Here is a 24636-nt window from a genome sequence, read left to right as displayed (position 1 = left end):
TCCGATGATGCGTCAGATGATTCAGCAAGTTGGTCCCTGCACACTGCGTCCAAAACGTGATCGCTTCCGCATGTTAGCCGAGTCGATCATCTCGCAGCAAATCTCAACCAGCGCTGCTCGATCGATCAAAGCCAGACTCGATGAACTGTTGCAACCCGCAGGGGTGACACCGGAATCGCTGGCCGAATTCACGCCGGAACAACTTCGCGTTGCGGGCGTTTCACCTCAGAAGGCGAAGTACTTGCTGGACTTGTCCGACAAAGTCAATTCCGGCACGGTTCAGCTGGGACAAATCGGACGCTACAGTGACGACAAGGTCACCGAGCAACTGACCTGCGTGAAAGGGATTGGCAAATGGACCGCCAAAATGTTCTTAATGTTTGCCTTGGGCCGTCCAGACGTCTTTCCACATGATGATTTGGGGATCCGTCAAGCGATTCGAATGGGCTATGGATTCGATGACTTGCCCGACGAACAAAGAAGCCTTGAAATTGCTGCGGCCTGGCGTCCTCACGCGACAGTTGCCAGCTGGTACTGCTGGCGATGGCTGGACCAACAGAAAGCCAAACAGATGGCGGAGAAACGATGAAGTCTTTTGTATTGCCTTACTTTGCAACCATGCTGATCATGAGCGTGGTCGCTTTCCTGGCCTATGGATTTGACAAACATCGCGCGAAGACCAAGGGTTGGCGAGTCTCAGAAAAGACGCTGCATCTGATGTCGCTGTTAGGCGGCTGGCCAGGAGCGATGTATGGCCAACACGTGTTTCGACACAAGACCCAAAAGACCAGCTTTCGAATGGTGTTTTGGATCACGGTTGCCGCAAACCTAGCATGCTTCGTCCTTGGCATCGCCAAGCTGATGCAGTCTTAAACTGCGTGTCCAAAAATCAGAGTTGGAATCTCGTTCAGCAGACCAGCCCATTGGCACAGCAGCGAAGCCCGGCAGCGAGGCAAACGTTTCAACGATCTCGCCTCATCCAACGACGCTCGCGTCGTCGGGATCATCGGTCGTGCACATAGAATCTGCCAAACAACGTCAGGGTCGTGGCTCACAGCAACAGAGAACAGTCACCTGCTCGACCCTTCGCCTCCCGCTACAAACAAGACGGCAACATTGATTCCGCAACCGGGCCATTGGAAACCAATGGCTTAGCGTGTCAACGGTCAAGCATGACCAATCAGCGACGCGTATTCTGTTCGATAGTCAGTAACACCTTCAGGCCTTCTGCACCAACAAGGATCAGGATGACCCACAAGTTGAATGAAACGAAACTGACCACCAACCACAACAGGGGAAGCAACATTGCGAAGGATGCGCTGATCGCTGATGAAGGAGCGCTGACCACCCCCCAAATGAAAAGTCCGGATCCAATGAGAAAAACGCATCCGAATAAGATCAGCCCCAACACCCAAATCACAATGGCCAATCGGGAGATCAAGCGGATGTAAGCGCTAATAACAGGAAAGCGGCCGTTGTGGTAACAACGCAGTCGACGATTGAAAAACGACACTGGCCAAAGAAAGCTCAGGAATTCCTTCCCCGCGTCAGGAGCTTGTTCCTCTTCTTCCTCCCCAGGAGAAAGACTAGACGATTGCGGACGCTCTTGAATCGCATAGGGATTAGCAGCTTGCTGCGGCATTCCAGCGGCTGGAGTTTCACTCGCAAACACACTGCCCGGCTGCGGCGCAGGCTGATTTGCGGCTGGTTTTGGTTTCGCCGGCCTGTTTTTAGCGTCAGGCGTTTGAATCTGCACCGCTTTGGCACTCACACCCGGTTGAGTCGCAGCAGGACTGGTCCCTGTTTGAATATTCACCTCAGGCTTCTGCTGCTGTTTTTGCATCGCAGCCAATTCAGCAGCCCCAGGCACCACAAAAATCTGTGTGCAGTCCGGGCACTTATCTTGCTTCCCAGCATCAGCCAAGGGACTATTCAAAATGCATTTACAGCGTGGGCACCGGTATTTGACAAAGCTTTTGCCTTGTGGATTGCTTTCAATTTTATATTGCATCGACAAAACTCAAATCTGATAAATGAAAAGATCTGATGCAATTGTAACTCCGCTGCCCGACGTCCGCCAGCAGATGGGGGGCGTGCCTTGTCCAGATGGAGACCATCACCGGCGATCCCGATCATGTCAGCCAGCGCGATTGGCATTGTCTGTGCCAGTATATTTCCCCTCCGGCCCCGAATGCTGTGCTGCGCCGGTCAAGCATGACCAATCAGCAACCAAAAAGGATTCAAGAAACACGACAATCATGCGTTTATTGTCTTACGCAATGACTGACGCTGATCCGTTAAATGTAGGTGGTCCACCACTGATCGCGATGCTGGGACTTGCAGGTTCGATACCAACGGCAGATTGGATACAGCAGGAACAAACAGCCTGCGGTGATCAGATAAATCAGCCACAGTTGCTCGACACAGCCACGCAGGCCCGCATAGGTCGCCAAACCTTCGAGCGTCACACGATGCAGCAAGTAAAAGAACATGGCAGTCTGCCCAAAGACCAGTAGAGGCCCATTTGGCCGCACACCGGTTTTGCGTTCCACCAGCACCAACGCAGCGATCAACCAAGCGGTCAGTCCCAACTCCAACGACGTATAGGAAAGCGAGGGCGGATACTTACTGACATGCAACCATTGCACCAAGTCATTACTCTCGCGATACAACCACACGTTTCCGTAGCCGTTGAAGTACCGCACCGCCACAAACGTCGCGATTCCCAATGCGCCCCACAGCATCAACAAGACAGTGACGTCTAGCCGAGTCTTGCCGGCATTGAACTGAATGATCCAGCGTCCCAGCACCCATCCCAGAATCATGTAGGCCAACCAGGGGATCAGCGGGTAACGGACAATCAGGTCGGGGCTTTGATAATTCCCCACCAACAATCCCCAAACCAAAGCTTGAGGGCCGGTCTCGCCATCTGGCTGCCACACGAAACCGGTTAAGGCCTCGCCAAATCCAAACCAGCCCAATGCCAGAGCTAACAAAATGGAACTTGGCAATCGCCGTAACACAGCCATGCACATCATCGCCGCTCCGATGGCATACAGAACCTGAATCCGCCAACCGCCAGAAAAGAATGACAACACCGTGGGGTCCAGGATCGCGATAAACAGACCGCGTTTGAGCAACCCGCTGTCGATTGACTTAGCGTCGGCCCCTTTTTCGACGCGGCGTTCAATGCTAAGTGCAAGTGCGGTTCCAGCCAACAGCACAAAGATCGGTGCACACACATGGCTAATCCAACGTGTCAGGAACACGCTGGGGACCAGCGTTGTCCCTGAGTTCCAGGCGGCCGCCGAATCCGCCGAGAAATGATTCGCATCGAAGGCCATCGAAACATGGTCCAACATCATGAAAATCATCGCGATGCCGCGAGCCCAATCAAGCGCAGCGATCCGCTTTGACTTGCTGGCGGCCGGAACCGCCGATGCTGAATCAGAGGGCTGAGTCTGTGACGCTTCCATGAGTGTTGGCTTGATGGGTACAGATAGGACGCAACAGTGGAAAACGATCTCGCTAAGCTCATGCTACACAGCGGCCGTTTTTCAGTACGTCATGATCCGCGAAGAACAGTCTGAAATAACGCATCATGACGGCAACCATCCAGACCGTCAGGCTCTGGCCATCAGTCAGGCTCTGGCCATCAGTCAGGCTCTGGCCATCAGTCAGGCTCTGGCCATCAGAATGTTCTCCGCCACTTCGATCCGCGATTGTTCGCCACGCTGCGAGCTACCGAGAGCTGACGGCCGACTGCTGCCGGCCAGCGACTCGAAACAGTACGCAGGGGGGCGTCTCGACAGCATTCTTGATTCCCGCAACGTGATGGCTGGCCCCAACAGGATGGCGGTCCCTGCGAAAACGTTAGTGGTTCGCAAGCTGGGCGACTTGATTTGCCCCAAGCTCCTCGGCGGAATCCCACAATCGCCCAGTAAATACGCACTGGGGGTTCACCCTCATTTGCGTTTCAATGCCCTCGGCGAGCTAGACACGGGCCATGATTGAAAGCGATAAGGTTTATCAATCACACAAATTGTGTGGTTCACACCTGCAGAATTAACGATCGCGGTGACATTCCCGTCGCCGGCACAAGTTGATGCCGTTTGGCCTCGCTAGCAGAGCGTTTTCAGCGGGCTTGTGAACCCCAACAACCCCATTATTTTTCAGCGATGGCCAAAGACCAAGCAGAAACGAATAGCGCGAACGGTGGCTCACCGACGCAGAAGAACTACCTGGTTTGGGGTGTGGTCTTCCTGCTCGGCGCTACCACCGGGGTCGCGTTCCCACTGTTATTTATGCAGGGCAAGAGCAGCTCAGGATATGAAGCAGGCCCCGCGGTTCCAATGATGGACATACCTGCTCCGGATGACGAACGCGCCTATGTCCCATTTGAAGAGGTCGTGGTGAACCTCAACGACAACCGTTACTCGCGCTATTTGACCGTGACATTCGCATTGCAAGTGGCCGGATCTCAGGAACTAGCGATTACGGAGTTGGTTGAGAAAAACCGCGCGGTCCTAAAGAACTGGCTGATTGCACACCTACGCGACAAGAAGCTTGAGGATGTCGGTGGCAAACTGGGACACAATTTATTGCGACGTGAGATTCACGACCGGTTCAATGAGATCCTGTTCCTCGACGGTGTGGAACGGATCCAAGACGTATTGTTCGAAGACTTTAAGGTGCAATGAATCTACGTCCTTTTGATTTTCATGAAATTGCTGCGTTTGATGGCAATGCCAAATCCTTTCGCGACTGGGTCTCGAAGTCCTCGTCGTACTTTTCGGATTATTGGTTTACCGCCACAGGCTATGCGATCACGCTCCGAGCGGGACAGGTCAAGACCAGCACCTACGACTCAACCCTCCGCAACATTCCACGGACGGACATGAGCAGCATGATCACAACCAGCCAAGGAACGAGGGTGATCTGGTTCGCGCCGCTGACTGAATTCCGAGCACTGCTGAGTGAACTGCTGGGCGTCCCTCAGCCCGAGGAACCCGATGACAACGACCTCACTGAGATCGAAGCGGATTTGGCCGAGATGCTGCTGGAGCAACTGACGATTGCCTTTGGTCGCGGTTGGATTGGCCAAGGCGAAATCACGCTTGAAAGCGGCAAACTTGAGCGTGACCCTCGGAAATTCCGCTTGATCCGTAACAAGGACTTGGTTTCACAAATCGAAGTCAAGTTCGAGGCCAAGGGCTGCACTGCATCGATGTTTTGGCTGATCCCAAAACGAAGTCTCTCCGAACTGATGGATCTCATCGGTGAAGATCGCGCAGAACCCTCACCTCAAACACCGCCGAAAGAAATCGTCGGTCGGATCCCCGTCGAACTGGTTACCCAGCTGGGCGAGAAAGACCTGTCCATGGAGGAACTGGTCAACTTAAAACCCGGACAATTGATTCGTCTTGATCAACGCATTGACGAACCAATGACGGGCTACATCGACGGCTTACCGACTCACCGCTGCTGGGCAGGACGCCTGGGCAGACGCCAAGCGATCCAGATTGCTGACACCCTTGAGCAAAACGAAGGAGCATCCTACCAATGACCGATAATCCAGCAGGGACGCCGGAACAAGACACCGCTGCCACCGACCAGGCAGAGGCCCCCGGTGGCGCTTCGGTAGCAACCGAAGAAGCAACACCGCCGAGCAATGATCCGGTGGAAAGCGTCCCCGATTTTGAACCCCTTCAAGCAAGCTCACCTCGGTCCACGCGCAATCCCGAGTTCTCTCGATTCAGTGGCGTCCACGTCAAACTGATCGCCGAACTGGGACGCACCGAGATGACATTGCAGTCCTTGCTGGAACTCAGCGAGGGCGCCGTCGTGGAACTCAACCGCTCCATCACCGCTCCGGTTGAACTGGTCGCACAAGGCGTACCACTGGGCAACGGCGAAGTCGTGGTCATCGATGACCAATTTGCCGTTCGCATCAAAGAGATCTACCCCAATTAGCCTGACCTCGGTTTCCCGCCCCAACGCATCTGATCGATGCCCTGGGACGGCAGCCAATCATCGGGTTCCATCACAACGGCCGCAATTGGCCGACGGCGAACATGGACGTCGCTGTACTCAGCCCCCCTGAAACACAAAACTTTCGATCATGGATGATCCGCTGAATCCGTCTGAACGCCTCTGCATATTCACGGCGCCGAAGACTGCTCTGATCCCTCTGTTGATCAGCTTCTGTTTTGTCGCAGCGTTTCCAGACAACGCGCTGGCACAGGGCCCCAACGAAGGCCATTACAGCGATCAATACGGCCGGATGGCACAGCCAGAATCGTTGCGTCCCCGCGCGTCGCATTCAGCAATCCCAGCGAATCATTATCGGGATGCTGCTCCGCAGCCTTCCTCTGCACAGCAACCGGGACAGTTGCCCTCCGACCGATCCAACTTTCGCGTCAATCGGTCCAGTGACTACACACCTCCGCAGAACGGTCAACAGGAACTCGCGCGACCAATCCAGCGCCACACCGTACAGGTCATGCCGGTCTCCAATCTGGGCGTCACATCGGCAAATCAAGTCCAACCAGCAAGTGTCTCGGAGCCTGTTTCCCAGCAAACACATTCCCTGCGGCCCGTCACGCCGTCGGCCGCAGTCCAATTCCGTCCCACTTCGGTGCCAGCTGACTTGCAGATCAGCCCCGCAACTGCACCCCAAACACAAACACGGCCAAGGGAGTCGTTGCGCAACTGGAACCGTCCACAAGCTGCCCTGAATGCCGAGTTTGATTCAAACCCACAACGATCATCCGCTCGCCAAACCCCCGACGGTTTTTACCAAACCCTTGGAGCGGAGGCGAAGAACGAATCCTTCCTTGATCGTGAAAAAGCTACAGTCAATGGCGATGCCGACAAGAATTTCCAGCTGATCTCGCGACTTGGTTTGAACCTCGCCATCGTGCTGGGACTCGCATTGGCCGCCATTCTGGCAATCAAGCTGTTCATGAAATCAGGTGGCTCACGCACCAGTCGTGACGCAGCACTCAATGGTCTAAAAATTGACCAGGTCTTACAGGTTGCCAAGGGAGCGAGCTTGTACCTCGTCGATGGCGCAGAGAACAAAATGCTCGTGGCTGTAGACAGCGGCGGCATCAAATCCGTCAATGTTCTGCCCAATCATGACAACGAAAGTCTGGAAGAAGACGAGCACGAACGATTCGAAGAAGACGACCAGCACGAATCGCACACACAGGACTTCCACGCTGCACTTAACCAAGAACAGAACCGACATCAGCAGTACAGCGACTTGCGACAGCTCCAGCAGAATCAAGAACGGACGACACCCAATCGCACCGCTGCTGCTAGCGATCCTGTTCGCGAGCAAACACCGCGTGCGCAGCGACGGGCCCAACAGGTCAATCAACAATCGGATTCGCAAATTGATGAAAACCTGATCCGCATGCTGCTAAGCAAATCACGGCAGACGGCTTGATCGCGTCCCTACAAAAGGAAACACCTCATGGCTTTTGTAAACGCCCCCAGCCTGTTGCTGCTCGCGGACGCTGCAAGCAGCACCGTGCAAGAAACCAGTGAAACGCTGCGTCAAGCCAGTGATGTCTTTGACGACCTTGCTGGCCCAATCCAAGTCGCGTTGTTCTTGGGTGCACTGAGTTTCACAACTGCGATTCTGGTCAGCGCCACTGCGTTCACACGAATCGTGATCGTGATGTCATTTGTTCGTCGGGCGTTGTCAACACAAGAGATCCCCCCCAACCAAGTGATGCTTGGCCTGAGTCTGTTTCTAACCTTTTTCATCATGGCACCAACCTTTGACCGGATTCACGATCGCGCCATCAAGCCGTTCTTGGAAGCCAAGGCGACCGAGAGCGAAGAAGAGCCACTGAAGTTCGAATTTGTCAAAGCCGCTGAGATTGCGACATCTGAATTAAAGACATTCATGTTGTACAACACGCGGCGCGCGGACCTGCAGCTGTTCTACGAACTGGCCGACACGCCACCGCCTTCACAACGCGAAGCAACGCCGCTCAAGATCGCCGTCCCAGCCTTCATCATTAGCGAACTCAAGACAGCCTTCATCATGGGCTTTTGCATTTACATTCCCTTCATGCTCATTGACCTGGTGATCTCAACGATCTTGATGGCGTTGGGAATGATGATGATGCCACCGGTGGTGGTCTCAACGCCCTGTAAGCTACTGCTGTTTGTGATGGTCGATGGCTGGCAGTTGATCTCACGCGCCTTAGTGGCCAGTTTTGCATAACGAACGCATCGGACAACTAGTAAATTCATGGAGAATAACGGGGCAATGAAACAGACGGATTCCAACTTCGGCTTCCTGCAACGCAGCGAACTGTGGCTCAGTGCTACGTTCCTGGTGATGCTAGTCGTGTTGATCATTCCGTTGCCTACGGTCTTACTGGACATCCTGCTAGCGGCCAACATGGCATCCGCCATTTGGTTGTTACTGGTGACACTGGGAGCCAAGAAACCGCTCGACATCGCCTCGTTCCCGTCGCTGTTGTTGCTGTTAACGCTACTGCGTTTGTCCTTGAACGTGGCCACCACGCGTTTGATCCTGCTGAACGGGGACGCAGGAAAGATCGTCACGACCTTTGGTGACTTCGTGGTCGGCGGTAACCTGGTTGTCGGTGTGGTCATCTTCCTGATCTTGGTCACGATCCAATTCATCGTGATCACCAAGGGTGCCACACGGATCTCGGAAGTCAACGCACGTTTCACGTTGGATGCGTTGCCAGGTAAACAGATGGCGATCGATGCTGAATTAAACAGCGGTGCCATTGATGAGAAAGAAGCTCGATCCAAGCGTCGCACTTTGACTCAAGAGGCTGAGTTTTACGGTGCCATGGATGGTGCCAGTAAGTACGTTCGGGGTGATGCCATCGCCGGTTTGATCATCATGGTCGTGAACATCATGGGCGGCGTTGTCCTTGGGATCGGCAGCGGGCAAACGATCAACGAAGCGTTGAAGATGTATTCCATTCTGACCATCGGTGACGGATTGGTGTCGCAGATTCCAGCGCTGATCATTGCCACAAGTGCTGGTATTCTGGTCACCAAGAGTGCCTCCGAGTCCAGCCTCGGCGACGAAATCCACCAACAGGTCAGCGGTGCCTACCGATCCCTGTACTTGGGACCTGCCATCCTGGTTCTGATCTCGCTGACGCCGGGCTTTCCCAAACTGCCCTTCATTGGATTGGCAGCAGCGATGGGTGTGTTTGTGTACTACGCACGCCGCAATCATCAGGACGCCGTCAAGCTGGCCGAAGAGGAGAAGGACGCCGAGATCGCACAGGCTGCTCCAGAAGAACAGGGTTTAGAGAAGTTCGTTCAAGGCGAACGAGTGATCATCGAAATCGGTGCTGGCTTGATCCCCTTGGCTGAACCCAAATCGGGCAAGGGCATAGCCGATCGCATCAGTTCGCTTCGCGAAGAGGTCGCGATGGAACATGGCTTCTGGGTTCCCGCGGCGCGGATAAGGGACAACCTTCAGATCGGCGTCAACGATTACCGGTTCTTGATTTGTGGCCGCGAGATCGCACACGGACAGGTGGTCGTGGGCGACTACCTGGCCATCAACCCGGGCAACATCAATGCCGACTTGGAAGGAGAACCGATCCGCGATCCGGCCTTTGATTTACCGGCAAAATGGATCAGCGAGTCACAATGCCGCCGCGCTGAAGTCTTAGGGTTTACCGTCGTTGACGCCCCGACGGTTTTGATCACACACCTGAGCGAATGCTTACGCAAGCATGCACACGAGCTACTCAGTCGCCAGGACCTTCAGTCGATGTTAGAAAAGTTACGCGAGATTGCTCCAACAACGGTCGAAGAAATAAAAAGCGATACTGTCCGTCCAGCGATCTTACATCAGGTGCTCGTGAACTTGCTGCGTGAACGCATCTCCATCACAGCCTTAGAGAAGATCGTGGAACTGGCCGTTCAGTATGGACCACAGACCAAGGAACCGGTGCAGCTCACCGAGCGCATTCGCGGTGGGATCGGCCATTTGATTTGCGATCGTTTTCGAGATAGCAATGGAAACGTCCGCGTGATCATCTTGGAACCCAAACTGGAACATCGCTTGCGTGAAAACCTTAGTGGCGAAGCAATTGTGCTGCGTCCAGACCAGCTTGAACGCTTGATCGCCGAGATCCAGAGCAAATGGGAAGCCGCTCGCCTGAAGGACAGACAGGCTGCGGTCCTGGTGGATTCATCCATTCGTCATTCGCTGCATCGCACCCTGTATCGATCATTGCCCGATGTCAGTGTGATCGCTTACAGCGAGGTTCCGAATGACTTGCGGATCGACTCCGTCGGCATGATTCGCTACGACGATGTGGTTGCGGATCGCGAAGGTCCATCCGCCGAAGAATACGTTTTGGGGCTGCACGGCGACGACGATGCACCCGCAGACTGGGACCCCAAACAGAAGGATCCTAAATCATGACGCAACGCACTGAAACACGACGCGCGTCGCTGCGAAAGAAACGCAACTTTCCCTTTGGCACCATCACCGCCATGCTGACCGCGATCGCAGTCATCTTCACCGGAGTGATTGCCGGGGCAGACTCTCAGACCATCCTTGGCCGCACCGCCGTCTCGTCACTGTTGATGGGATTGCTGGTTGCATTAGGGGTGAGTGTGATTCGTTTTGTCAATCGAGAGGCGAATCGACGGGACGAGGCGACATGAAATCAACCCTTGAACGAACGTACAAGCCCGCTGCCAAATCGGATTGGGACCGCTTGGTCCTCGACAACTTGGATTATGTGGGACGCATCCTTAGCACCATGGTGATCGCCACTCGGGACGCCGACCAACGCGACAACTTGCATTCCGCGGGTGTGCTGGGATTGGTCCAAGCTGCATCCAGCTATGATCCCTCCCAGGGCGTTGCCTTTCGCACCTTTGCCTATCCACGGATTCGCGGTGCGATCGTGGACGAACTGCGAAAACTCTCGCCGCTGTCACCTCGAGTGATGAAACACGTTTCGGTGGTTCGCGAACTGTACGAATCCATGGAACCTCCCGTGACCCCCGAGGGGCTTTCAAAACATTCGGGACTGTCGCTAGACGAAGTGCATGAAGCTCTCGAAGCCATGCGGTTCATCAAACCCGAAAGCTGGAAAGATCTGTCAGAGATCATTTACGACGCCTGGCATCACGACTATCAGTCTCCAAGAGAACTGGTCGAACAGAAGGAAATCACACTGCTGGTGGCGGAACTGATCGAGGACCTACCAGAGAAAGAAAGGCTGGTTCTGACACTGTATTACAAAGAAGAACTTAACTTGGCTGAGGTTGGTGCCGTACTAGGCTTGTCAGAATCTCGCATTTCACGACTCCTCGCTTCGGCACGCTTTCAACTCGGAGAGGCCATACGATGGAAAACAAGATAAACGTTTCGGTGCCCGCCGTCCCACGCGTTTCGTCCAGCAACCGCGTGCGTATTGGCCCGATGGCATCGAAACCCAAAGAACCCTCAGTGCGTTTGATACGCGATGGCCAACGGATCGAATCCATCGTCGTCAGCTGTGCCTGTGGGCAAGAGATCACCCTTCATTGCGAATACCCCAACGTGGAATCATCGTGACAGGAACGAAATCCCCCAACCGATCTGCGTCTGTTCGCAAGCTTTGCAATTGGACTCTGCGTTTGGACCGTCCAGTCCTTCGTTGGTCCCGGGTGGGTTGCGCCTGCATTGCAGTCTCGACAACGCTGCTGGCGTCCCCGATCGCCAATGCTCAGACAACGACTTCACATGCCTTGCCTTCGCCCTCAGCCGTCTATCGCACCACAGGTCTCGGTACGACGACTGACACTGGGGACACGCACACCGTCAACAAGTCGCCTCTACAACGCATGGGCGCATGGCAGCGCAACGTGAACCAAACCGTCAAAGGAGTCTTCCTTGGTCGGCCCAAAGCGACAGCCCCATCCCAGGCGGCGACGTCCGGTGTGGCCACTCCATCAAGCCCTGCCAACCAGTTTCAGAACGTCCCGGGTGCTGCAGGCACGTTGCGATCAGCAACCGATCAACGCATGCTGCAGTTGCGGCACCAAGTTGCCACCGCCGATGGCAATTTGCCGATCACGACGGTCAATAGAAATGAGATCATGCCGACGGGGCAATTCAGTCCAACGGGGACGACTGTCGGCAACGCCCGTCAACTGCCGAAAGCGGTCTCGATTCCGTTCAATCAATCACAACGACCAAACGTTCGAACGGCAGCACAATCCAGTCGAGACATGGAAATGCTGCGAATCCTACAAGCCCAGTCCAGCGGCGGCATCCAAAATTCTCAGCCGCTCCCCCCGCCGCCGTCGACAAACCAAAATTTGCCCCCCCTGCCAAACGCTTCTGTGACAGCCCCCACGAATCCGGGCCAGGGTAGTTTTGGCCAAGGAAATATGGGACAAGAACGTTTCGGGCAAAGCAATCAGCCGTATCTGAATCAAACACCGCCAGCTGGAACGGCGCAGTCTCAGCTGACTCCACCGCAACGCATCAATCAGCCAGCTCCGATTCCGTCGCCGTATCCCAATCACGCTCCCAGCTACGCGACCAATCAGCCTTATCACCCCAGCCAGAATTCGGGCGTCTACGGCCAACCCTCGCGGACGGTCTATCCGCCAGCCATCCATGGCAGTCAACTGCACGAATCCGCTCGCACGGCAACCGAACGAGCCCTGAAGCTACAAGAAGAGAATGGCGACCTAAAGGCAACCATTGCAACGCTACAACATGAACTGAAGAGCAGGGACGAGAAAAATGTCGCCCTGGAACGGTTGAGCGAAAAGACCAACCGAGCATTAACTGACGCGCAAAGGGAAATCGATGCTCTGCTCACTTCCAACACGCAACTGCGCAAGAAAGTCACCGAATGGGAGACAAAGTACACGCGGCAACAGTTGCAGTTCGATCGGGAGATCAAGTTCATCTCCGAGGAACTCGATGACTTGCTGACGCGAGAGATTATCAGCCCCAGCAATTAGTCCTGTTCAGGCAGCATTTCAGGCCGAAGTGTAAACCACCGCGAAACGAATCATTTTAGGAAACAAGCATGCGCCCGTCGTTCATGACTGCTCTCTCATTGACGTTGCTGATCGCATGGATGGGACCATCTGCGTTCGCACAGAGCCCGTTCTATTGCGCGGGCGGGTCAAACTGCCAGCATGGCGGAATGCACCAACAACCGGTCCAGCCTACCTGCGCTGAATTCCGAACCAGCAACTTGGCGCGGCAATTGGTGCCCAATCGAATCGTCCTGGTCGGAACCGTTGACCAAAAAAGTCGCTTGAAAGAACAGTCATCACTGCTGGACCAACTGGCCAGTGACCTCCGCTGCAAGACAGGATTCGAGGTTGTCATCGCTAAACGACGTGGTTGCAAAGACTGCTTCCCCATCCAAATTGGAAAGTTTAACGAACAGAATCTGCTAGAGATCGCCAAACTCCACAATGCAGATACAGTTGTTTACGCGACGTTGGATCGGATTGATGCCTATGCATCGATGCAGATGGAAACACATTTTCTTATGATCAATGTGGACCAAAGTGTTGCCATCGTCTCTGGCGCTCAGCGAATCAATCTTGGCCACGCTGCCACTCGAGCAAACTTTCTTCGGTTCCATGAATCGAGCAATCTCCACACCGAGAGCTCTCTAACACGATCTCCGCATCAGATGATCAAGTTTGCCTCCGATCGACTGGCCAATGACATTGCCAACGTATGGGCTTACGTTCCACCGACTCCTGTCGCTCAGACCAGTGATGAATCAACTCCGCCCAAGCGAGCCAGTCGCGGGCTGTTTCCTCTGTTCCGCTAGACTTGCCAACCTTGCGGGGACCAAAGCAAATTCACCGACGATCAGGGTTGCCAACGTAAAATCAAATCCTTGTCTACCGTTGAGCGGAAGCCAAAGTGATACGGGCGTTGCAGGCTATTCACACGGGACCAGCCATTGGCCCAGCAAAGCGAGTATGGACAGGACGCCCGGTGCAGCGACCATCGTCCCAATCTTGTCACCTGGGCTCATCGATCGATGGAATGACGTGGGGCTGGGAATGTCGTGAACGCCGCTGCAAATCCCGAGCGGACTCATGCTAGACCGATGCCCAACGGTTCCCACAGAAGCAACCGAGACAGATTTCAGTCCCTGGGGTCACAGCCACACTCAGACGAGCGGCGTGTCACTTTCCCCCAACAGGCGACGAAGGTGGCTTGGTCATCAAAAGCTGAATAATTGACCCGGTGATTCCTGCCAGGCCCGGTCGCATCGCTCTGTTTTGCGGGTAAAATCCCCGCTTGCCTGGAACAATCTTCTAGGCTATCCACGGACGCTTGCTGTGAACGATCGATCGTCTCAATAGTAACGTCGGCCCCCGTTTCAGGCATTGATGCAAGTAAGCTTCCTGCGATGAGCGCTCACGAGAACCTGACCGCCAGCCCCCAGTCGATTGCGGACGATGATTCCGCTCGGCCGCTGACTCCCCTTGCTCCGCCAACCAGATCTGGCGAAGAGTGGGCCAATGCGCTCTCACATGGTGTGGCTGCGTTTTTGGCGTTGCCACTGGCGTATTGGCTGATTGCCATGGGGTTGCAACGTGAGACCACCATGGCCGTTGCCTGTGCGGTCTATATGCTGGCAGTGTTCGGCACGTTCTTGTTTTCCACGCTTTCCCATGTGATCTTTACCCAACCGGGACACAACCGCATGCGTGCCTGCGATCAAGCGATGATCTATGCCATGATCAGTGGCACCTACACGCCGATTGTCGTCAAATACTGTCCAGCAAATTTGATGCTCTGGGTGCTAGCTGCCATGTGGAGCTATACGCTTTGGGCAATGATCAACAAAGTGTTCCTGCACGGCCGCGTCAACAACATTTCTCCCGTCGGCTATTTGATGCTCGGCTGGCTACCGTCGCTTCCGCTGTATTCGAACGTGCCCAGCGGCTTGGGATTGGCAATGCTGATCGGCGGACTCATGTACACGATTGGCGTGGTGATTCTGTTCTGCGACAACCGTGCTCGTTACTTGCACGTTGTCTGGCATCTGATGGTGATCGTGGCCGCATTGACTCACTACATGGCGATCATGCAGTGGGTTGTGCTGGCGTGAGTGTTCAGCATCGCTAATCGAGACCATCCGCCGTTTTTGGCGTTAGCCACGGTTTTGTGACTGCGACTGCCGATCTCAAGAATCGGGCCTAACGGCCAGCGCAAAATGGGGACAGACACTCCGTTTTGACGCTAGCATCAAACGGTACGCCTGGCCGCGGTGCCTCATTCATCGTCTTCGTCAAACAACTCCGGAAACACTGCCGTATCCAAATCAGCTCTTTTGACCATGGCTTTTAGACGAATCAGAAAATCGCTCTTATAGTTAGCGACTTGCTGTTCACTGACATCCAACGTTTCGGCGATTCTCTTGTTGCCCCACCCCAGGACGAATGAAAGCTCGATCGCCTGGAGCTTGATCCAATTATCACCCGACTTCCAACGTTGGATCTGTTCAGCAATCGCCTCCTGCACCGCCATCGCCTCCAGTCGCTTCCGTTCACCGCTGCGAGCGATGGAACTGGCAACTCGCTGACTGCCAGGCAGATCAACCGGCCCGGCGGAGCTACTGCGTCCGAGCAACTGCAGGGCAGGCCGCCGACCTTGACGACGCAAATGATCAGTCAGCTTATAGGCGCAGATCGAAAACAGATAGCTTTCCAGTGGTCGACCACCGTCGTAGTTTGGCAGGCTTACCAAAAAACCAACAAACGCATCCTGGACGATGTCCTGGGCCGCAGCCTGATCGGCAATGCGATGCCGTACATAGGCTAACAAACGCCGTTCGTAGCGATCGATCAATCGTTGCCAAGCGTCTTCATCTCCCTGGCGGATCTGCTGCACGACCAGTGCATCTGGAGACAGTTCGTTTGGAGACTGGGCATCCGCAGAGCCGTGATCGGGAGTGGCATTCATGTGAAAGAATTGCAGGTGGATCCAGTAAGTTGATGTGTCATGTGGAAGCCGCCTAAACGTTCATTTGGAGCACGGGTTCGAAGCGAATCGCATCGCGAGCGGCGACCAAGGCAGCTTCACCCGCTCGGCGTCCCGCTTCGACCAATTCGTCAACCGCGTGGAAGTCTTCAATTTTAAACTGACTGGTCTCTGGCACAATGATCAGGTCGCTTTCTTCGCGATGCAAGGCGCTACAATGCCGCCGACTGATATCCATTGTGCGAAGAAGTGTTCCCAAATAGCCTGGTTTTCCCACCCGACCGTTGGCTTGGATCCCAAACTGTTCATCCAAGGACGATCCAACATCCACTGAGATCACGCGATCGCAGCCTTCACCACGCAGCACGGACGCGGGAACGTTCATCAACACCCCGCCATCGACCAGCATCTGGCCGTCTTTAATCACCGGTGCTCCAAAGACAGGATGATTAATGCTTTGCAAAACGGCTTCAACCAAATCGCCCTCACGGCGAATCTGCTGTTGCCCTGTCACCAAATCAAGCGTCGTAATCGAGAGCGGGAAATCAGCTTGCGCAAATGTCAGCCGGCGCAAATACCGCCGCAGTTTGTTCTCAAATCGCCCCCCTCGAAACTGATGCAATAACCAAATGGCTCGCAGCATCGTGTATTTCGAGACCCAACGTGGTGGCACCATGTCTTGGCGGAAAAACCCATGCACCTCGTCGGGGCTATAACCTGCCGCGATCGCCGCGGCAACGATTGCTCCAGCACTTGTTCCAGCAATTGAGTCGAACACTAACCCATTGCCCAACAAGACTTGCAAGACACCAATGTGCGCGATCCCACGCGCACCGCCGCCACCTAAAGCCAATCCAATTCGCCTTCCATAGAGCGTTCGTTTCAAGCGCACAATGGAGTCGGCTTCAAAGCAAATGCGATTACCGGGACGCTGGTATCGACAGCGCACTGCGGCGGCGTGTTCAAGTTCTGGAGTCGGTGCTCGACGCGCATGACCGATAATCGATTCTTCGCCAATCGCATCGCCGCTGGCGGTTTCGTTTTTCATCATCCACGCCAACACCTTTTGCTGACGAACGGGCCCCTCATCAATCAGCCGCTGCACCATTTCCGGTAGGTCGGCGGAACTATCAAGTGTCACAATGATTCGATGGCACTGCTTGGCCGCTTCCTGCATTGCATCGCGGCCCACTGCGACGGTAATCACGGCACTCTTTTGGGTCGCTTCGGCAATCCGAAACCGCAACTCGGACACGGCTACTTCGGCGGGCGCGAATGCATCCCAGGACTGCCCCAGCGGCAGCGGCTGAGACTGCGTCAACAAGACTGCGAGTTGCTGATGATCGCGTGCCAACTCTTCAATCAAAGCACGCGCCAATTCGAGCCCCGCATCGTCATCAACCAGGATACCAATCGAATGGATCTCGCGCTGCTCGTGCTTGACGCCCTGTGGCGACTGATTCATGCTGCTCAAGCGATCAGTCAAACTGCGTGAGAGGTTCTGCAGCAATTGCGGATGCAACTGAACTAAGCGTTTGTAGTCTGCGGCGGACAGTGCCAAGACCTCGACATAAGTCAGCGCCGTGACGGTGGCATTGCGAGGACTGCCAGAGATCACAGCCGCCTCACCAAAATGTTCTCCGGGGCCCAAAATGGTCAAGGTTCGTCCGCGAACTGCGGCACCTTCGCCGGACCAGACTCGGACTTTACCAGACAAGATCAAGAACAGTTCGTCGCCGGGCTCGCCCGCCTGAACAATGCTTTCTCCAGCATCATGCCAACGAGATTGACACGCCGACAAAAAATCAGACAGACCTTCTTCAGGTAGCCCGGCAAGCATCGACCGGCTTACACTTTCCTGTTCTTGCATGTGTCCCGTTGAAGCCCAATTAGAAAGAAGAATTTTTGGCCGAAAAACCAACCCGCAGATGAGCAAAATTGATCGCAGCGTCGACTGTACCAAACAAGCTCAAAAAATGATACGCCAGGATGATGGTCACTTGGTGCCGGACGGGTATGCAGCAGCGTGATCTGGCCAGACATTGAGCACAACCAAAACCCTGTCCGGTAGCCTTGCGACCTGCATGTTGCACATCGGCAGCACACCTTTTTATGCCCCCTTTTCGGAATCGAACCATGCCGGATCATTCTATCCATCACGCCATCGACTACATCGAATTCACAGTCCAGGACCTGGACCAAGCCAAGCAATTCTTCGCAGCGGCTTTTGGCTGGTCCTTTAATGATTACGGTCCAGAGTATGTTGGCATTCGAAGGATGGATGCAGTCGGTGAGTGCGGCGGGATGTACCAGGCTGATAAAATCGTCGCCGGCGGTCCGCTCGTGATCCTGTACTCTAGCGACCTGGAAGCGTCACAGCGTGCCGTGATTCAGGCGGGTGGCACGATCTCAGTTGACATCATGACATTTCCCGGTGGCCTCAGGTTTCAGTTCAAAGATCCCAGCGGAAACCAGTTCGGCGTTTGGTCTGATCAAGCTGGCAACTGATCCACCATCCGCCTGCCAGTCGACGTTTGGATTCCACACCGCGACCATCTAGTCAATCCTTCTAAAATCTGAAATGATGATGCGGTTGCTTCATCCCTCCCTGACCTTGATTGCATTTGAATCCTCCCATGCCAAACGAATTCACTCTTTCCAGCGGTGACACGATCCCTGCTGTCGGACTTGGAATCTGGAAAATCGCCCCCGAAGACACCGCACAGGCTGTCTACGATGCCATCAAGATCGGTTACCGACACATTGATGCTGCCTGTGATTACGGCAATGAAACGGAAGCAGGGCAGGGGATTGCCAAAGCGATCACAGACGGACTGATCAAGCGTGAAGAGCTTTGGGTCACCAGCAAACTTTGGAACACGTTCCACCGACCGGAACACGTTCGCGCGGCCTGCGAGAAAACGCTCGCGGATCTGCAATTGGACTACGTGGATCTGTACCACGTTCACTTTCCAATCTCACTGGCTTATGTTGCACCTGAGAAACGCTATCCGCCGGGCTGGTTCTTTGACCCTGATGCCGCGGAACCAAAGATGGTTGCCGACGCCGTGCCAATCATTGACACATGGAATGCCATGGTCGAATTACAACAGGCGGGGCTATCGCGAAACATTGGCGTTTGCAATTTTGGCGTTTCGCTATTGCGAGATTTAATGGCGTCGTCAGCGGTTGCCCCAAGTGTCATGCAGATCGAATTGCATCCTTATTTGACGCAGGATAAGCTCTTGCGATTCTGTTCTGAAAGCAAGATTCACGTCACCGGATTCTCGCCGCTCGGTGCCCAGTCTTACTACTCGCTGGGCATGGCAACCGAAGGCGAAGGTGTGATCGATCGCGAAGAGATTCATGCAATCGCAGGAGAAGTCAACCGCACGCCGGCGCAGGTTTTGATGCGTTGGGCCGTACAACGCGGGACATCCATTGTCCCCAAATCGAGCCGCGTGGAACGGATGAAAGAAAACCTAAGCTTGTTTGACTTTGAACTGACTGAACAACACATGGCCACCATTTCGGCAATGGATCAACACAAGCGATTCAACGACCCAGGCGACTTCGGCGAACAGGCGTTCAACACCTTTTTCCCGATCTACGAGTGATCGATTGAAATCGAGATGCCCAGCGGCCGGTGGGGTCACGCTGATGAGCCGCTTCGCCGTGCGTCCCGGTTTCCGGGACGCAGCGCCAGTGCAAGAACCGTGACGAACGCATTTTTCGGTGGATTGCCTAACCTTGTGGCTCGGTCATTTTCCAGGGATCCAAGGCTTCGCTCAGCTGATCCTCCGGAAGGATTTGCTTTTCCAAACACAGTTCACGAATGGTTTGCCCGCTGGCGAAGGCTTCCTTGGCTAGCTTGGCTGCCTGTTCGTATCCGATCAGTGGATTCAAACTGGTGCACATGGATAGCGACTGCTCAACGGCGGCGTTGCAGGCCTCTTCATTTGGCTCCATCTCGGCGACACAGAAGTCGACGAAGGCATTGCTTCCGCCAGCGAGCAACATGATGGAGTCTAAGATGGTCTGAGCCATCACCGGCATCATGATGTTCAACTGGAAATTACCGCCAGCGGCACCACTTAATGTGATCGTGCCATCATTGCCAACCACTCGCGCGGTCAATTGCATCATGGATTCGCACATCACAGGATTGACTTTCCCTGGCATGATGGAACTGCCGGGCTGCCGCGATGGCAATTTGACTTCGTAGTATCCACAGCGAGGTCCACTGCCGAGCCAACGAATGTTATTGGCAAGATTAAACAGCGTCTGGGCAATGCACTTCAGTTCGCCGTGTGCTTGCACCAAGCCATCGCGTTGAGCATTCCCTTCGAAGTGATTGACGGCTTCAATGAACTTGATTCCGGTTCGTTGCTGGAGAGCAGCTGCCACGCGACTGCCGAATTCGGGATGCGTATTGATACCGCTGCCGACGGCGGTACCGCCAACGGGCAATTCCAGAACGCTGTCACGAGCGATTTCAGCGCGCGCGATGCTCAGTTCCACCTGCCGCGCAAAGCCGCCGAACTCTTGGCCCAAACGCAGCGGCGTGGCATCCATCAAGTGAGTCCGACCGATTTTGATGATTTTGTCCCAGGCGGCAGCTTTATCGACCAGCGAAGCGTGCAAGCTCTTGAGCGCTGGCAGCAACGCGTTTTGAATCTGCACCGCAGTGGCTACATGAATGGCCGTCGGAAAGGTGTCATTGGTGCTTTGCCCCATGTTCACGTGATCGTTCGGATGGATGGATTTCTCGATCGCCATCCGATCGCCGCCAGCAATTTCGATCGCTCGATTGCTAATCACTTCGTTGATGTTCATGTTGCTGCTGGTCCCACTGCCGGTTTGAAAAACGTCGACGGGGAACTGATCGGCCAACTTGCCGTCGGCAACTTCGTCTGCGGCAGCCAACATTGCAGCGACTTGGTCATCGGACAGGGGATTCTTGCCGGTTCCGGTTAGTTTTCCCAAGTCACGATTAGCGATCCCACAGGCATGTTTGACCATCCCCATGGCTTGAATCATGGTTTCCGGCAAGCGCCATCCGCTGATCGGAAAGTTATCGACCGCGCGTTGTGTTTGTGCTCCGTAGTAGGCGTCTGCAGGTACTTGCACATCACCCATCGAATCATGTTCGTTTCGGTATTCAGACATAGCAAAATGGTCGATCAACAGAGATATTTTTCGGGTCCCAAGACAGACCACAGGGTAACGCGAAAACGCGATCCTGAGAATCGGTCGCGGGCGGGATTTTCCGTCAACCCGAGACGCCCACAATGGGTTCGCACGGCGACGCAACGCCAGCGCATGACGAGCACCGAAAAGAGCAGCACTGGGAAACGAAAGACAGATTGCCGAACGGCCTTCAGAGCAGGGCGCGGGCGATATTGATGTAAATCACGATGCCCATGATGTCGACAATTCCGGCGACAAAGGGATTGCTCATCATGGCCGGATCGAGCCCCAAACGCTGGAAAATTAAGGGCAGACAAGCCCCACAGCAACACCCCACAAAAATCACGGCCAGCAAGGTCAATGGGATCACCAGGGCCGCCACCGCCGTGGGTGCCATGAAATAAGCGGCCCCATAGCCAATCAAGGCCAAGGCCCCACCCAATAAAATGGACACCAAGGCTTCACGGTACAAGACCTTGGGCCAGTCATGTGTCTCGACTTCACCACTGGTCAGCGCGGTGATCACCAACGTTGCCGACTGGCTACCGGAATTCCCTCCAGCACTGATGATCAGCGGAATGAAAGACACCAACCAGATGTACTTCTGCAGCTCGGCATCGTAATGCTCCAAAGCAAACGCGGTGAGCAAGGCGGCAAAAAAGAGGATCACCAGCCAGATGCCACGCTTGCGAGAAAGATCCAGCAAGCCAATCCGCAGGAACTCTTGTTCCAGCGGCGTGACGGCAGCGATCCGCTGGGCGTCTTCGGTCAGTTCTTCACGAACAACATCCAGCACATCATCGTGCGTGATGATGCCCAAGAGTTGACGCCCAGAATCGACGACAGGGATGGCAAGCAAGTCATAATGCTCAACCTTTTCGGCAACCGATTCTTGATCTTCATCAACATCAGCCACCACAACATCGGTTTCCATCATCTCGCCGAGAGTCTTCTCGGGCGTGCGTAATGAAGAAACCAGCTGACGCGTGGAGACGATGCCCCGCAACAAGCTGTCTTCATCAACGACATAGATGTAATAGATCGTTTCCAGCTCGCTGGCCTGCTGGCCAAGCTCATCGAGCGCTTCGCGAATGTTTAGCGTTTCGCTAAGCATCGCAACATCGGTGGTCATCAACGCACCGGCCGTTCCTTCGGGATAGGAACGTAAGCGTTGAATATCCCGGCGTTCATCGACGGGCAACCGATTCAGGACTTCGCCAACACGTCGTGCTGAAAACTCGCGAATCAAGTCCACCCGGTCATCCGGGGGAATCTCTTCGATTAACGAGGCGACTTCGTCAAGATTTTGCTCTTCAAGCAGTTCAACTTGGCGTTGCTCTTCAAAGTAGCCAAAAATCTCCGCGCGCCGATCTGGCTGTGCGTACTGCAACACACTCCATAGCTCATGGTCCTCAAGCCCCTCCATGAACTCAGCCGTTCGGCCAGCATTGAGCGCAGTGCAGAACTCTTCCAGTTCCGCAACGTTCTGCTCAGCCAGCATCTCGCGCAGCTCCGGAATCAAAAGCGGATTCGCCATTTGATTTCGTGAAGCCATCTGATCAGCTAGCTACTGACTCGTTCGCTATACTCGCCAGTGCGGGTGTCAACTTTGATGATGTTGCCGGTCTTAATGAATCCGGGTACAATGAACTCGGCACCGGTCTCGACGGTCGCTGGCTTGGTCACGTTAGTCGCGGTATCGCCTTTGGCACCCGGCGCACACTCGGTGACTTCCAATTCAACCATGGTTGGTGGATCAACGATGATGGGGTTTGAATTGAAGGTTGTCATGGTGCAAATCATGCCATCCTTGAGATACTTCCAGATTTCGCCGGCGACCTTTTCGGGAACTTCATATTGCTCAAAGGTCTCTTGATGCATGAAGACGTATTCATCACCCTGGCGATACAGGAAGGAAACATCGGTGGTTTCAACATCGGCCGATTCCAATGAATCACCGCCCTTGTAGGTTCGATCCAGCGTGGTGCCTCGGACCAAGTTTTTCATTTTACATTTGTAAAATGCATTTCCTTTACCTGGCTTGACGAACTGCATGTCGGTCATCAGGTACGGTTCGCCATCGATTTGGATCTTCAGACCTTTTCGAAAATCGCTGGTGTTGTAAGTTGCCATAAGTTGGTCGACTCCATGATTCATTCAACGAGAGCGTCGCTGGTGGTGCGAATTCGCTCGGAAAGGAGTTCGAAAGTGTACCGAGCCAATTGGGTTTTGTCCTGCCCAGGTAAGCGTTAGTTTCTGTCGTTTTTCCGGAGTCAATCCCGCATGACCGTTGCCCGCGGTTACGCCTCTGAAGCCCGTCCCCCAGCGAGATCCAAATTGTGAGCGACTCACAGCCTCCCCAGCCCAGTCATCGCACCGGATTATCCGATCGACCGTCATCCACAGAGGCGATCGGGGGTGATCGGGGGCCGAATCGCAAGCTGGCGACGCCCCCCCCCATCCCAAGCTGGCAGCAATCCATGCAATCGGCCATTCGCAGCCAGGCTGAACTGCGTCAGCGCCTGAACCTGCCACCGGCTCCGGACGCGGATGCCGCAGAATCGTTCCCAACACTGGTCCCGCTGGAACTGCTCAGCCGCATCCGTCCGGGCGACCCGAATGACCCAATCCTGCGACAAGTCCTGGCGTCTGAGCAGGAACTGCAGCCTGCCGAGGGTTTTGTGCCCGACCCGGTTGGCGACCTGCAAGCCTTAAACGAGGGCGGCCTGCTGCGCAAGTATCACGGCCGCGCCCTGCTGATCACAAACGGCATGTGCGCCGTCCACTGCCGTTATTGCTTCCGGCGCGAGTTCCCGTATACAGAGACCTCAGGAGTCCGCGATCGCTACGCCGCCGCCATCGAACAAATCGCAGCCGATCCATCCATCGACGAAGTGCTACTTAGCGGCGGCGACCCATTGACGCTGTCGGACAACGTGCTGGCACAACTGATTGACCGCATCGAATCCATCGACCATGTCAAGCGTCTTCGGATTCATACCCGACTGCCCATCGTGATCCCTCAGCGCGTCACCCAAGAACTGATCCAGACGCTGTCCAAATCTCGGCTGGCGTGCTGGTTTGTGATCCATTGCAACTGCGCTCAGGAATTGGATCAGCCTGTGCTGGAATCACTGCGGCGAATAACAGCCCACGGCATTCCAGTCTTGAATCAAGCGGTTCTGCTGGCGGGAGTCAACGATCGTGCCGAGGCCTTGTCCCAACTTTGCCTGAAACTCGTCAACGCCAAGGTTCAGCCCTACTACCTTCACCAACTGGATCAGGTGCGAGGAGCGAGCCACTTTCTGGTGCCACAATCACGCGGGGAAGCGATCATGGAGCAGCTGCGCAGCATACTTCCTGGTTACGCAGTGCCAAAATTTGTCAAAGAGGTTCCCGGAGCCCCCTCAAAGACGCCAATCGCTTAGAATAGCAGTCAGGTCTGA

Annotated in this window: 25 protein-coding genes; 18 read left to right on the top strand and 7 right to left on the bottom strand. The window is 54.8% G+C overall.

Features of this window, described 5'->3' with window-relative positions:
• Window positions 1-16 precede the first annotated feature (16 nt).
• Window positions 17-589, top strand: a complete 573-nt coding sequence (locus tag SV7mr_RS08220) for a DNA-3-methyladenine glycosylase family protein (RefSeq protein WP_419188249.1) — start codon at window positions 17-19, stop codon at window positions 587-589.
• The gene (locus SV7mr_RS08215; RefSeq protein ID WP_419188248.1) at window positions 586-873 is read left to right on the top strand and encodes a DUF1294 domain-containing protein; all 288 of its coding nucleotides are present in this window, start codon (window positions 586-588) and stop codon (window positions 871-873) included. Before SV7mr_RS08220 ends, SV7mr_RS08215 begins: the two co-directional genes overlap by 4 nt.
• Window positions 874-1180: 307 nt before the next feature.
• Here SV7mr_RS08215 and SV7mr_RS08210 read toward each other — a convergent pair whose 3' ends face one another.
• Both SV7mr_RS08210 and SV7mr_RS08205 read right to left on the bottom strand, forming a co-directional pair.
• Entirely contained in the window at window positions 1181-2011 is an 831-nt protein-coding gene (locus SV7mr_RS08210; protein ID WP_145270935.1) for a hypothetical protein, read from the bottom strand.
• A gap of 286 nt (window positions 2012-2297) precedes the next feature.
• Window positions 2298-3476, bottom strand: a complete 1179-nt coding sequence (locus SV7mr_RS08205) for an acetyltransferase domain-containing protein (RefSeq protein ID WP_145270933.1) — start codon at window positions 3474-3476, stop codon at window positions 2298-2300.
• Between the two features lie 13 nt (window positions 3477-3489).
• On the opposite strand from SV7mr_RS08205, the gene SV7mr_RS08200 reads away from it, so the two are divergent.
• From SV7mr_RS08200 to trhA, 13 genes are all read left to right on the top strand, one after another.
• Window positions 3490-4014, top strand: coding sequence for a hypothetical protein (locus SV7mr_RS08200; protein WP_145270931.1), 525 nt, complete (start codon window positions 3490-3492; stop codon window positions 4012-4014).
• Window positions 4015-4178: 164 nt separating this feature from the next.
• Window positions 4179-4700, top strand: coding sequence for a flagellar basal body-associated FliL family protein (locus SV7mr_RS08195; RefSeq protein ID WP_145270929.1), 522 nt, complete (start codon window positions 4179-4181; stop codon window positions 4698-4700).
• Window positions 4697-5566 carry a FliM/FliN family flagellar motor switch protein gene (locus SV7mr_RS08190; protein ID WP_145270927.1) on the top strand — a complete coding sequence of 290 codons (870 nt, stop codon included), beginning with the start codon at window positions 4697-4699 and terminating at the stop codon, window positions 5564-5566. Before SV7mr_RS08195 ends, SV7mr_RS08190 begins: the two co-directional genes overlap by 4 nt.
• Entirely contained in the window at window positions 5563-5973 is a 411-nt protein-coding gene (locus SV7mr_RS08185) for a FliM/FliN family flagellar motor switch protein (RefSeq protein ID WP_145270925.1), read from the top strand. Before SV7mr_RS08190 ends, SV7mr_RS08185 begins: the two co-directional genes overlap by 4 nt.
• Before the next feature lie 148 nt (window positions 5974-6121).
• The gene (locus tag SV7mr_RS08180) at window positions 6122-7453 is read left to right on the top strand and encodes a hypothetical protein (protein WP_419188247.1); all 1332 of its coding nucleotides are present in this window, start codon (window positions 6122-6124) and stop codon (window positions 7451-7453) included.
• 27 nt (window positions 7454-7480) lie between these two features.
• The gene (gene fliP, locus SV7mr_RS08175; protein ID WP_145270921.1) at window positions 7481-8242 is read left to right on the top strand and encodes a flagellar type III secretion system pore protein FliP; all 762 of its coding nucleotides are present in this window, start codon (window positions 7481-7483) and stop codon (window positions 8240-8242) included.
• A 45-nt stretch (window positions 8243-8287) separates the two neighbouring features.
• Window positions 8288-10450: a flagellar biosynthesis protein FlhA gene (locus SV7mr_RS08170; protein ID WP_419188246.1), complete on the top strand. Its 2163-nt coding sequence runs from the start codon at window positions 8288-8290 to the stop codon at window positions 10448-10450.
• Window positions 10447-10695, top strand: coding sequence for a hypothetical protein (locus tag SV7mr_RS08165; RefSeq protein WP_145270917.1), 249 nt, complete (start codon window positions 10447-10449; stop codon window positions 10693-10695). The genes SV7mr_RS08170 and SV7mr_RS08165 overlap by 4 nt, the downstream gene beginning before the upstream one ends.
• Window positions 10692-11402 carry a sigma-70 family RNA polymerase sigma factor gene (locus SV7mr_RS08160; protein WP_145270915.1) on the top strand — a complete coding sequence of 237 codons (711 nt, stop codon included), beginning with the start codon at window positions 10692-10694 and terminating at the stop codon, window positions 11400-11402. The genes SV7mr_RS08165 and SV7mr_RS08160 overlap by 4 nt, the downstream gene beginning before the upstream one ends.
• Window positions 11387-11596, top strand: coding sequence for a hypothetical protein (locus tag SV7mr_RS08155; protein WP_145270913.1), 210 nt, complete (start codon window positions 11387-11389; stop codon window positions 11594-11596). Before SV7mr_RS08160 ends, SV7mr_RS08155 begins: the two co-directional genes overlap by 16 nt.
• 173 nt (window positions 11597-11769) lie before the next feature.
• A complete protein-coding gene (locus SV7mr_RS08150) occupies window positions 11770-12999 on the top strand; it encodes a hypothetical protein (protein ID WP_145270911.1) in 1230 nt (409 codons plus the stop codon).
• Window positions 13000-13082: 83 nt separating this feature from the next.
• On the top strand, window positions 13083-13832 hold the full coding sequence (locus SV7mr_RS08145; RefSeq protein WP_419188245.1) for a hypothetical protein: 750 nt from the start codon (window positions 13083-13085) through the stop codon (window positions 13830-13832).
• A 591-nt stretch (window positions 13833-14423) separates the two neighbouring features.
• Window positions 14424-15128, top strand: coding sequence for a PAQR family membrane homeostasis protein TrhA (gene trhA / locus SV7mr_RS08140; RefSeq protein ID WP_145270907.1), 705 nt, complete (start codon window positions 14424-14426; stop codon window positions 15126-15128).
• Between the two features lie 164 nt (window positions 15129-15292).
• Here trhA and SV7mr_RS08135 read toward each other — a convergent pair whose 3' ends face one another.
• A complete protein-coding gene (locus SV7mr_RS08135) occupies window positions 15293-15982 on the bottom strand; it encodes an RNA polymerase sigma factor (protein WP_145270905.1) in 690 nt (229 codons plus the stop codon).
• A 52-nt stretch (window positions 15983-16034) separates the two neighbouring features.
• Window positions 16035-17870, bottom strand: coding sequence for a patatin-like phospholipase family protein (locus SV7mr_RS08130; protein WP_145270903.1), 1836 nt, complete (start codon window positions 17868-17870; stop codon window positions 16035-16037).
• Between the two features lie 266 nt (window positions 17871-18136).
• On the opposite strand from SV7mr_RS08130, the gene SV7mr_RS08125 reads away from it, so the two are divergent.
• Window positions 18137-18508, top strand: a complete 372-nt coding sequence (locus SV7mr_RS08125; protein ID WP_145270901.1) for a VOC family protein — start codon at window positions 18137-18139, stop codon at window positions 18506-18508.
• Between the two features lie 128 nt (window positions 18509-18636).
• Entirely contained in the window at window positions 18637-19617 is a 981-nt protein-coding gene (locus SV7mr_RS08120) for an aldo/keto reductase (protein ID WP_145270899.1), read from the top strand.
• A 127-nt stretch (window positions 19618-19744) separates the two neighbouring features.
• Here SV7mr_RS08120 and SV7mr_RS08115 read toward each other — a convergent pair whose 3' ends face one another.
• The 3 genes from SV7mr_RS08115 to efp form a co-directional block, all read right to left on the bottom strand.
• Window positions 19745-21169 (bottom strand): class II fumarate hydratase, encoded by a 1425-nt coding sequence (locus SV7mr_RS08115; protein WP_145270897.1) that lies wholly within the window; start codon window positions 21167-21169, stop codon window positions 19745-19747.
• Between the two features lie 211 nt (window positions 21170-21380).
• Entirely contained in the window at window positions 21381-22727 is a 1347-nt protein-coding gene (gene mgtE, locus SV7mr_RS08110) for a magnesium transporter (protein WP_145270895.1), read from the bottom strand.
• Window positions 22728-22753: 26 nt separating this feature from the next.
• Window positions 22754-23323 (bottom strand): elongation factor P, encoded by a 570-nt coding sequence (gene efp / locus SV7mr_RS08105; RefSeq protein ID WP_145270893.1) that lies wholly within the window; start codon window positions 23321-23323, stop codon window positions 22754-22756.
• 206 nt (window positions 23324-23529) lie between these two features.
• Between efp and epmB the strand changes: the two genes are divergently transcribed.
• Entirely contained in the window at window positions 23530-24618 is a 1089-nt protein-coding gene (gene epmB / locus SV7mr_RS08100; protein ID WP_419188244.1) for an EF-P beta-lysylation protein EpmB, read from the top strand.
• Window positions 24619-24636: the final 18 nt, after the last annotated feature.

It is taken from the genome of Stieleria bergensis, assembly GCA_007745635.1.
Taxonomy (GTDB): Bacteria; Planctomycetota; Planctomycetia; order Pirellulales; family Pirellulaceae; genus Stieleria; species Stieleria bergensis.
The sequence above is the reverse complement of the archived record's forward strand: the minus strand, read 5'-3'. Positions and strand labels throughout refer to the sequence as shown.

Coding starts and splice junctions, on each gene's coding strand:
- SV7mr_RS08220 (WP_419188249.1), top strand. CDS start 17: ATGATTCAGCAAGTTGGTCCCTGCACACTGCGTCCAAAACGTGATCGC.
- SV7mr_RS08215 (WP_419188248.1), top strand. CDS start 586: ATGAAGTCTTTTGTATTGCCTTACTTTGCAACCATGCTGATCATGAGC.
- SV7mr_RS08210 (WP_145270935.1), bottom strand. CDS start 2,011: ATGCAATATAAAATTGAAAGCAATCCACAAGGCAAAAGCTTTGTCAAA.
- SV7mr_RS08205 (WP_145270933.1), bottom strand. CDS start 3,476: ATGGAAGCGTCACAGACTCAGCCCTCTGATTCAGCATCGGCGGTTCCG.
- SV7mr_RS08200 (WP_145270931.1), top strand. CDS start 3,490: ATGGGTACAGATAGGACGCAACAGTGGAAAACGATCTCGCTAAGCTCA.
- SV7mr_RS08195 (WP_145270929.1), top strand. CDS start 4,179: ATGGCCAAAGACCAAGCAGAAACGAATAGCGCGAACGGTGGCTCACCG.
- SV7mr_RS08190 (WP_145270927.1), top strand. CDS start 4,697: ATGAATCTACGTCCTTTTGATTTTCATGAAATTGCTGCGTTTGATGGC.
- SV7mr_RS08185 (WP_145270925.1), top strand. CDS start 5,563: ATGACCGATAATCCAGCAGGGACGCCGGAACAAGACACCGCTGCCACC.
- SV7mr_RS08180 (WP_419188247.1), top strand. CDS start 6,122: ATGGATGATCCGCTGAATCCGTCTGAACGCCTCTGCATATTCACGGCG.
- fliP (WP_145270921.1), top strand. CDS start 7,481: ATGGCTTTTGTAAACGCCCCCAGCCTGTTGCTGCTCGCGGACGCTGCA.
- SV7mr_RS08170 (WP_419188246.1), top strand. CDS start 8,288: ATGAAACAGACGGATTCCAACTTCGGCTTCCTGCAACGCAGCGAACTG.
- SV7mr_RS08165 (WP_145270917.1), top strand. CDS start 10,447: ATGACGCAACGCACTGAAACACGACGCGCGTCGCTGCGAAAGAAACGC.
- SV7mr_RS08160 (WP_145270915.1), top strand. CDS start 10,692: ATGAAATCAACCCTTGAACGAACGTACAAGCCCGCTGCCAAATCGGAT.
- SV7mr_RS08155 (WP_145270913.1), top strand. CDS start 11,387: ATGGAAAACAAGATAAACGTTTCGGTGCCCGCCGTCCCACGCGTTTCG.
- SV7mr_RS08145 (WP_419188245.1), top strand. CDS start 13,083: ATGACTGCTCTCTCATTGACGTTGCTGATCGCATGGATGGGACCATCT.
- trhA (WP_145270907.1), top strand. CDS start 14,424: ATGAGCGCTCACGAGAACCTGACCGCCAGCCCCCAGTCGATTGCGGAC.
- SV7mr_RS08135 (WP_145270905.1), bottom strand. CDS start 15,982: ATGAATGCCACTCCCGATCACGGCTCTGCGGATGCCCAGTCTCCAAAC.
- SV7mr_RS08130 (WP_145270903.1), bottom strand. CDS start 17,870: ATGCAAGAACAGGAAAGTGTAAGCCGGTCGATGCTTGCCGGGCTACCT.
- SV7mr_RS08125 (WP_145270901.1), top strand. CDS start 18,137: ATGCCGGATCATTCTATCCATCACGCCATCGACTACATCGAATTCACA.
- SV7mr_RS08120 (WP_145270899.1), top strand. CDS start 18,637: ATGCCAAACGAATTCACTCTTTCCAGCGGTGACACGATCCCTGCTGTC.
- SV7mr_RS08115 (WP_145270897.1), bottom strand. CDS start 21,169: ATGTCTGAATACCGAAACGAACATGATTCGATGGGTGATGTGCAAGTA.
- mgtE (WP_145270895.1), bottom strand. CDS start 22,727: ATGGCGAATCCGCTTTTGATTCCGGAGCTGCGCGAGATGCTGGCTGAG.
- efp (WP_145270893.1), bottom strand. CDS start 23,323: ATGGCAACTTACAACACCAGCGATTTTCGAAAAGGTCTGAAGATCCAA.